At 50.4% G+C, this 6000-nt stretch carries 6 protein-coding genes; 4 read left to right on the plus strand and 2 right to left on the minus strand.

The window, feature by feature from the left end; all coding sequences use genetic code 11:
- Positions 1-207 precede the first annotated feature (207 nt).
- The 4 genes from KK083_RS28260 (at position 208) to KK083_RS28275 (ending at position 4856) form a co-directional block, all read left to right on the plus strand.
- On the plus strand, positions 208-738 hold the full coding sequence (locus KK083_RS28260) for a nucleoid-structuring protein H-NS (protein WP_254169505.1): 531 nt from the start codon (positions 208-210) through the stop codon (positions 736-738).
- Positions 739-836: 98 nt separating this feature from the next.
- Positions 837-1385, plus strand: a complete 549-nt coding sequence (locus tag KK083_RS28265; RefSeq protein ID WP_438834734.1) for a hypothetical protein — start codon at positions 837-839, stop codon at positions 1383-1385.
- Between the two features lie 50 nt (positions 1386-1435).
- Positions 1436-2305: a hypothetical protein gene (locus KK083_RS28270; RefSeq protein WP_254169506.1), complete on the plus strand. Its 870-nt coding sequence runs from the start codon at positions 1436-1438 to the stop codon at positions 2303-2305.
- Positions 2292-4856 (plus strand): leucine-rich repeat domain-containing protein, encoded by a 2565-nt coding sequence (locus tag KK083_RS28275; RefSeq protein ID WP_254169507.1) that lies wholly within the window; start codon positions 2292-2294, stop codon positions 4854-4856. Before KK083_RS28270 ends, KK083_RS28275 begins: the two co-directional genes overlap by 14 nt.
- 28 nt (positions 4857-4884) lie before the next feature.
- Here the strand turns inward: KK083_RS28275 and KK083_RS28280 are convergent, their stop codons facing one another.
- Entirely contained in the window at positions 4885-5265 is a 381-nt protein-coding gene (locus tag KK083_RS28280) for a globin domain-containing protein (RefSeq protein WP_254169508.1), read from the minus strand.
- A 113-nt stretch (positions 5266-5378) separates the two neighbouring features.
- A complete protein-coding gene (locus KK083_RS28285; protein WP_254169509.1) occupies positions 5379-5744 on the minus strand; it encodes an SWIB/MDM2 domain-containing protein in 366 nt (121 codons plus the stop codon).
- Positions 5745-6000 lie beyond the last annotated feature (256 nt).

The raw sequence follows: 6000 nt of genomic DNA on the forward strand, positions 1-6000 counted from the left end.
AAGCTGCAATTCCTGGTAATGATACGCCCGAATAACGTCCAAACTTTCCGATGCCAATGGCAAAATTTTTGACGGGATATTCAACAGGGTGTAGACTTTTTTCAACGCTTTTACCTTGTTAACAGGGTCCATGCAGAAACAATCAAACCTTTGAATTATGGCATAATAATAACGGCAGTAATCGTTATTTAACACAAAACAAGTAAAATGATGAACTCTATTCGAAATTCGTTCCGGGTACATGCCATCGTGCTGCTATTGGCAGTGATGGTTTCCGCATTCGGCTGCAAGAGTAAAAAGAAGGCCATGGAAGCCGCGGCGGCCGAAAAGGCGAGAATGGAACAGGAGGCTGCCCTGAAAAGACAGCAGGAAGAAGAAGCACAAAGGAAAAGGGATGCTGAAGAGCAGGCGCGAAGAGATGCCGAAGCAGCGAAAGAAGCCAAGGGCAGTGCACCTTACGCCAGGCTTGGTCAGTATTTCGAATCGATTGCCAGCTCAGGCAGCCTGACCTCCGCTAACAGCAGCATCAGCGAAGCCCTCACCATGTTTGCATCGCCCGATACCCCGGTGCTCATTGTGATCAGCGAATCAGGTGGCCAGAAAGATTATGACCGGCCCACCACCATCATCTCGTACCTCAATTACCTGAAAGATCAGAAAAAGAACATCAATAAGATCGAGAAGCTTCAGTTCGACAGCTCAGGCAAGATCACGGAAGTAGAGCTCAGGAAAAATTAGTTCAAAGTTTGAGGTTTCAAGTTTAAGATTTAAGGTTAAAAGTTTAAAGTTAAAATCAAGTTATGCGTATCATTCAATATAAATATATGCTCACGGCGATGGTCTGTGTTTTGGTTGCAGGAAACCTCTCGGCGCAGACCGGTGATATCAGCCCGGAAAGAAAACAGGCCATCGATTCACTTGCACTGGAAAAAGTGCGGGACCTGAGCAAGTACATCAGCATCATCGGCAACAAAAAAACCGCGTTCTCAGAAGCCAGCCGGGTAATGGACAGGGCCGAAGAGCTTTTTGCTCCCGGCAGCGAGATGGGTGTTTCATCGCTCAACCGGAAAGAAGTGAACTATTACAAGGTGCGCCAGTATTTCGAACGACTGATGGCGCTGAACTATGACCGCGTGTCGATCCAGTGGTACGACATCCACTACATCAGTGACCTGGAAAGACAACCCGACGGACGGTACGTTGGCGTGGTCACCATCTACCAGCGTTTTGAAGGTGTGTCTGACGATGGCATGAAATACAAAGACACCACGAAAAAAGATATCACCATTTATGTAGACCGGAAAAAGACCCAGATAGCAGGCCGCACCGTAGAGTTCTGGGACGTGCTGCTGGGGGATATCCGGGTGACGGAGACGGGAGCGTAAGCAGTAGGCAATAGGCAAATGGGCAGTAGGCAAATAATGCAGGGATATTCATGATCAATCCAAGATCTAAAATCATAAAGCTGAGATCGTACTTCGTAAATCTTCTTATTCTTTCATTCATCACGCTCTCGCTGCCACTCCGGGCGCAGCTGGTGGGAGACGATGATGATGAGAGCAAGCTTTATGCGGAATCGAAGCAGGTGAACCAGTTCTTCAGGAGGTTTAATGGGGAGGAAGACGAGAAGGGAAACCGGTATTATCCCCGTGATAAGCAGTACCGCAGTGACAAGCTCCGAAAAAAATATCTCGGCATCCTGTTCGACGAAAGTAATGCCGGTATCAGCAACGCGCTGAAAGTTGAGTTCAGCAAATACATCCTGGAAAAACCCGAATCGTCCATCCTGAAATTTCACGGGGGCAATTGGTTCTCGGAAGTGAACGCCACCTTTACTTCGGGTGGCAAGAACCAGACGGTAACACTGTTCATGGAGCTGGAGAAAGATCACCTCGGCAGCAAGTGGGTGATCAGCCGGGTACATGCCGATATGTTCGAGCCGTACTTCGTGAGGGATACCACCAAGGTAGGACGGTTCCTTCATCCGCTGAGTCACGAGCTCGATTTCATGAACCTGCGAAAAGCGCTTTCGAACAGCGATAGTGTAAGCCAGTTCACGGTGAAGCGGTTCAAACCAGATCACCTCTCCGTCTTTCTTTACGAGATCAAAAAAGGCAACCTGAAGTTCAGGTCCGTCGAGCAGGTGAAGTTCCACTTCTTCCAGATCGGCGGCTGGTATTTCGAGATCTCACAGTTCAACAGGCCAGGCTACAACACGGGCTGGCTGATCTCCAACCTCGTCAAGCTCAACAACGACGCTGAAAAAGATCTTTTAAGAAAGCATCTGTATTATGAATCGAAATAAGCTGTGGCTGATCACGGTCTCGTTGGTGCTGCTGCTGGCTTCGGGCGCAGAAGCGCAGAAAAGCAAGTCGCAGAAGCCTGCGAAAAAACCTGCCGTTCAGAAAACCAAAACCACGCAAAAGCCGGCCGCACCTGCCGGGAAGAAAACCGCTGAGGAAAAAACACCACCGGCCGATGCCACGGAAGACGAGAAAAAAGTGAGAGACATGGTGGCGTTCCTGGAGTATATGCTCAACACGCTCGGCAACAGCGCCACCTCCAACCGCGACAAGGATGTGCTCATTACGGAAAGCTTCTCGAAAGTTTTCCGCGACGCCAAAGTACAGGTAGAAGATGACCTCGACGAGGAAAGGGATGTGATCACCAATAAAGATGTAGTGGCCTACCTGAAAGATGTGGACTTCTTCTTCAAGGATGTGAAGTTCGAGTTCACCATCGAAAGTATCAAAAGAGGCACCATGGCTGGCGCGCCCGCCGAAGCTTCAGCGAAGGCGGGAGGAAAACATTTCTATAAGGTCTCGCTGCGGCGGAATCTTTCCGGAACTACTTCTGAAGGCAAGCCGGTGAACAACACCATGCCCCGTTACATCGAGGTCAACTTCGATCCCGACAACCAGGATCTCAAGATCGTAAGCATCTACACCAACGAATTCGATCAGCGTGAGGCACTGACCAGCTGGTGGAAGGAGCTTTCGTACGAATGGCAGGCCATCTTCAGGCGAAAACTGAACCTGACCGACAGCGTTACCTTCAGCGACATCCAGGACATCACCGCCATCGAAGAGCTGGACCTCAGCGATAACAAATACATCCAGAACATCGAGCCGCTGGCGCAACTTCCCGCCCTGCAGCTGCTCAACCTCTCGCATACAGGCATCACCGACCTCACCCCCATCCGCAATCTCACAGAGCTGGTAGAGCTGAACGTGGCCCACACTCCTGTAAAAGATCTGGCTCCTCTGAAGTATTCCAGCAAGCTGGTGAGGCTCAACATCAGCCACACCCAGGTAAACGACATTACTGTGGTTGAAAAGATGCCCGGCCTTCAAAACCTCGAGGTCAGCGCAACACCCCTCTACGATCTTACACCCCTGGCTGGGCTCACCGGTCTGCTGAACCTCAACCTGTCACTGACACCGTTGTACGATCTTTCTCCCCTGGCTAACCTTACACAATTGATGGAGCTGAATGTCTCCGGCACCGCAGTACGGGATCTCAATACCCTGAAAGGATTTGCAAACCTCGCCGTGCTCAATATCGACAGCACCCGCATCGAGAACTTCAGCGCACTGGCAAGTCTTCAGAACCTGAAAGAGCTGCACGCGAACCAAACGTTGATCGCAGACCTGCAGCCCCTTCAAAAGCTGACGCACCTTGAAAAGATCTACTGCGACCAGACTCCCATCACGCGCACCAGGGCCGATGCTTTTATGGCGACCAACCCCAGGGTATTGGTGGTTTACGACTCCAAAGACCTGAAGCTGTGGTGGGACAGCCTCGCACCGGAATGGCAGAACATTCTAAGCAAAACAGCCAACATAGGGCTGATGCCCACGAAGGAAGAGCTGGCCAGGGTCACCAACCTCGACTCTGTCAACTTCAATGGAAACCGCTCCATCCAAAGCCTGGAACCACTGCGCAGGCTTCTCAAGCTTCGGGTGCTGCTGGCTGGTAAAACATCGGTGAAGGAGCTCTCGCCGCTGCACGAACACCGTGAGATCAGGCACCTCGACATTAGCGATACGGAAGTGAGCGATCTGTCTGTTGCCAGGCAATTCACCAGGCTAAAGGTATTACAGGCTGACAGGAGCAAGATCGAAAGCATTGAGCCCCTGTATGGCGTCAGCACACTCGAAAAGCTCTATGCCGACCAGACTGTGGTTCACGATATCACTGCCCGCGAGCTGCTGGAAAAGAATCCCCGTTGCCTCATCGTTCATAAGACCGTTCACCTGAACCGGTGGTGGAACAGTCTTTCACCCGACTGGAAGGAAGTGTTCAGGGCACAGATGGGAAGCGACACCACCACAACACGCGAGAATCTTCATCGCCTTGCCGAACAGGAGAAGCTGCACTTTAAAGATGCACCGGTGAATGATCTTTCGGCGCTGAGCGAGTTTGTACGGTTAAAAGAACTGCACTTCTCCGGAACGGCCATCCACTCCATTCCGCCACTGGAGAACATCCGGTCATTGCGATCGCTGCACGCCACCAGCAGCCCGCTTCAGCAGATCGGCGCTGTTGGGCTGCTTACTGAACTGGAAGACCTTGACATTTCCAACACACCGGTGGATGAGCTGAAACCTCTCGGCGCGCTGCAACAGCTCAGGCGGTTCAACTGCGCCGGTACACAGATCAAAAAGCTCGATCCACTCGAGCGGATGGAAAACCTGGAATCCCTCGACTGCTCCAACACGCGGGTAACCAATCTCGACCCGGTGGCGCACCTCCCCCTGAAAACGCTGAAGTGCTACAACACCAAAGTATCCGGCAAGGAGGTAGAGAACTTCAAAAAGGGCAATCCTGAATGTAATGTCGTGTATTATCGGTAAACAGGGATGACATCCTTTTTGAAGGATGTCATCCCTGTTCGTCTCCCCTGTTCACCATGAACATGGCGGTGGGCACAAACCGTTTGAACAGCTCGTCTTTCAATGATTCATCAATGGCAAGGCTTGTGATGGCGGCTGACATACATGAGAGCCAGGCTACAGCATCGTCTTCACCAATGGGGTGTGGTATGTGGCGGGCGCGCAATCTCGGGTGACCATATTGCTCCGAATACAAAGGTGGCCCGCCCAGGAATTGGGTCAGGAATAATCGTTGCTTTTCCTTGATCACATTCTTATCTGTCTTGAACAAGGGAGCGATCTGCTCATTTGCAAAAACCAGGTCATAAAAACGGTCTACCAACAACCGCAGATTCTCCTCGCCAAGCCGTTCAAAAATTGTAGGTTCCATGAGCGCAAAGGTAAGGCACGAGGTACGATTTACGAAGTGCGATCTGGCCACAAAAAAAACCTGAGCGTTTGCCCAGGTTTTCCTGTTGTTTGGTATTCGAACAAAGACGCGAATTACTTCACGTGCTTGCTCACTACTTTCGCCAGCTCGAACATAGAGACCTGACTTTTGCCACCGAAAACTGTTTTCAGTTTTGCGTCGCCATTGATCATTCTCCTGTTCTTCTTGTCCTGGAGGCCATTCTTCTTGATGTAGTCCCAGATCTTCTTGATGATCTCTGTTCTCGGGAGTGGTTTGCTGCCGATCACTTCTGAGAGTGCCGGGCTGGGCTGAAGCGGAGCCATGAAGGCTGCGTTAGGCTTCCTTGCGGATTTTTTAGCGGCCTTCTTTGCTGATTTTTTGGCGGCTTTCTTCGGCGCCTTCTTAGCTGTTTTTTTAGCTGCTTTCTTTGCAGTTTTTTTACTTGCTTTTTTTGCCATAGCGTTCAATTTAATTTGTGAGTAAGTAACTTATTTGAGTCTGAATATACAATATCCCGGTGTCGTTTATAGTGAAACATGTGCTTGAGCTTCCGATCTCATAGACATTTTCCCTCGAAAAATACAGCTAACTATTGAATATCACAAAATCCAACAACAAATCTCCGCGCTCTGCCATAGGAGAAAACGCCTTTGCTACCGGGCATCTCCGTCGTACAGCGCCCTAAAAAAGTGATACCAGCCTTCTGCTAAAAGC

It is taken from the genome of Chryseosolibacter histidinae, assembly GCF_018598225.1.
Classification (GTDB): domain Bacteria; phylum Bacteroidota; class Bacteroidia; order Cytophagales; family Cyclobacteriaceae; genus Chryseosolibacter; species Chryseosolibacter histidini.

What these genes read in the sequence shown, in the direction of transcription:
- KK083_RS28275 (WP_254169507.1), top strand. Translation starts at nt 2,292, where the DNA reads ATGAATCGAAATAAGCTGTGGCTGATCACGGTCTCGTTGGTGCTGCTG.
- KK083_RS28270 (WP_254169506.1), top strand. Translation starts at nt 1,436, where the DNA reads ATGATCAATCCAAGATCTAAAATCATAAAGCTGAGATCGTACTTCGTA.
- KK083_RS28285 (WP_254169509.1), bottom strand. Translation starts at nt 5,744, where the DNA reads ATGGCAAAAAAAGCAAGTAAAAAAACTGCAAAGAAAGCAGCTAAAAAA.
- KK083_RS28280 (WP_254169508.1), bottom strand. Translation starts at nt 5,265, where the DNA reads ATGGAACCTACAATTTTTGAACGGCTTGGCGAGGAGAATCTGCGGTTG.
- KK083_RS28265 (WP_438834734.1), top strand. Translation starts at nt 837, where the DNA reads ATGGTCTGTGTTTTGGTTGCAGGAAACCTCTCGGCGCAGACCGGTGAT.
- KK083_RS28260 (WP_254169505.1), top strand. Translation starts at nt 208, where the DNA reads ATGATGAACTCTATTCGAAATTCGTTCCGGGTACATGCCATCGTGCTG.